This is a genomic window from Okeania sp. SIO3B5 (assembly GCF_010692555.1).
Classification (GTDB): Bacteria; Cyanobacteriota; Cyanobacteriia; order Cyanobacteriales; family Microcoleaceae; genus Okeania.
The window spans coordinates 98,290-100,478 of record NZ_JAAHHG010000003.1 but is presented as its reverse complement, the minus strand read 5'-3'; the positions used below and the strand labels follow the sequence as shown (position 1 = coordinate 100,478).

Genomic DNA, 2,189 nt, shown 5'->3' with positions numbered 1-2,189 from the left:
GAAGAAGAAAGTTTTTGATCGCTAATTAAACAGACATGATATAACGTTATTTCAGTTATCAGTTAGGGGAGGCTTCAGACCTGATTTTTTGGTCAATTTCAAAAGATATAGGAATCAGGAATCAGATGTGAGAATTGAGGTTTTCCTTTGAAGTATAGAATATAGCAGTTGTCTTATTCTTATGTATTAGTTTTTTCTTCTTCCCTATTCCCTATTCCCTATTTCCTATTTCCTAAAACAAAAGTCTCCAATATCTCACAACTAAAATCATATTGCTATATTTCCACCTCTTTTATCAAAAAAATAAAGTTAAAATAAAATCACTTTATATCACTTTATTTATCAAACTTAAAATTGTTAGAAGCAGTACTTATAATTTTCAAATAATTTTCAAATTATGGCAAATTCAATCAATGTACAACCTAATCCTCATGAATTACCTTCAGAAGAAGAAGAATCTTATGTTGACTATTATTATGACGCTCCAGAAGATTTACCTGGAACTCTAGATTTAGAACCTGATGCTCCACCACCAGAAATTGCTCTAATAGATTATACAGAAAATATAGCTACCAGAAAAATAGTAAATCCAGAAGTTTGTATTCCCTGCCTCCAATCAGATTCAGTTTCTTGGATTAATGTACTTGGTTTGGGCAATCAAACATCTTGGCAACAGATGGCAAAAGTATTTCAAATACATCCTCTGAGTGTTGGAGATATTGTTAATGTACCACAAAGACCTAAAGTTATAAATGACAAAAATCAACTCATAATTATTACCTGGATGGTCAGAATAAAATCAGATTCAGAACCATTTGACAAAGAGCAAGTCAGTATTATTTTAGGAGAAAAACATTTAATCACAGTTCAAGAAAATCCTGAATATGATTGTCTGAAACCTGTACGAGAAAGAATCAAAAATAATCAAGGAATTATTCGGAAACAAAAAGTAGATTATTTGGCTTATTCTCTAGTAGATACAATTATTGATGGATTTTTTCCTGTATTAGAAGAATATGGAGAACGGATAGAGATATTAGAAGATGAAGTAGTATTTAAACCAGACCGTCATACTATGCAAAAAATCTATAAATTGAGGCGAGAATTATTAACATTACGTCGAGCTATTTGGTCATCAAGAGAAGCAATAAATATTCTGATTCGAGATGGTAGTAATTTAATAAATCCTGATGTATTGGTTTATTTTAGAGACTGTTATGAACATACAATTCAACTCAGAGATATAGTAGAAACTTACAGAGATTTAGCTTCTGATTTAATGGATATTTATTTGTCCTCTGTCAATAATAAAATGAATGAAGTAATGAAGTTACTAACTGTTATATCATCAATTTTTATTCCTTTAACTTTTATCGCCGGAATTTATGGGATGAATTTTGATCCAGGAGAATCTCCTTGGAATATGCCAGAATTAGACTGGTATTATGGTTATCCTCTTTGCTTAGTCATAATGTTTTCTACTGCTATTAGTTTGATTTACTTCTTTTGGCGAAGAGGATGGTTTGAAAATCTTTCAACTACTATTGAAGCAGAAGATTAGGAGATATTCACAGCAAATAATTTCTTAAAATTGTTTGGGCAATTAATTTTTGATAAGATACCAATGCCAAATGATTTGTAAAAAAGAGTGGGATATATAAAAAATCTGAAGCTTTTACCCATATTATCTATTCCCTAGTCTCTATTTTCTGTTCCCTAAATTCCCAGATATTTTTACCGAAAAATTCTGGGTATGCGCCTTACCTTTTAAGGGGATAAAAAAAGAGAATATTCCATATTTAAAGCCTCCTTATTACAGATGTACTGATAACTGTTAGCATAGCTCCGACCATAGGAAGCTAACTGATAACTGATAACTGAAATTACTCGCAACGGAAATAGGATTGCTATAGACTTTTTGTGAGCTTGAAAATTGAAATATATCCACAAGATAGATAGTAGTTAATAGTTTTAAAATCTTTCAACTACTATTGGAGTAGAAGATTAGGAGATATTCATAGCCAATAATTTATTCATATTGTTTGAGCAATTAATCTTTGATAATATACCAATGCCAAATGATTTATAAAAAAGAGTGGGATATTTAACGAAGTCAGAAGTTAGAAGTCAAAAGTTATTTTTGTAACGGGGATGCGTGAGCAACTCTCCAAAAATATTCTTAAAATGCG

Annotated in this window: 1 protein-coding gene; it reads left to right on the top strand. The window is 30.7% G+C overall.

What is annotated here, in order from left to right; genetic code table 11:
• The first annotated feature begins 397 nt into the window (after nt 1-397).
• A complete protein-coding gene (corA, locus tag F6K54_RS00950; RefSeq protein WP_293073200.1) occupies nt 398-1,561 on the top strand; it encodes a magnesium/cobalt transporter CorA in 1,164 nt (387 codons plus the stop codon).
• Nucleotides 1,562-2,189: the final 628 nt, after the last annotated feature.

What these genes read in the sequence shown, in the direction of transcription:
- corA (WP_293073200.1), top strand. Translation starts at nt 398, where the DNA reads ATGGCAAATTCAATCAATGTACAACCTAATCCTCATGAATTACCTTCA.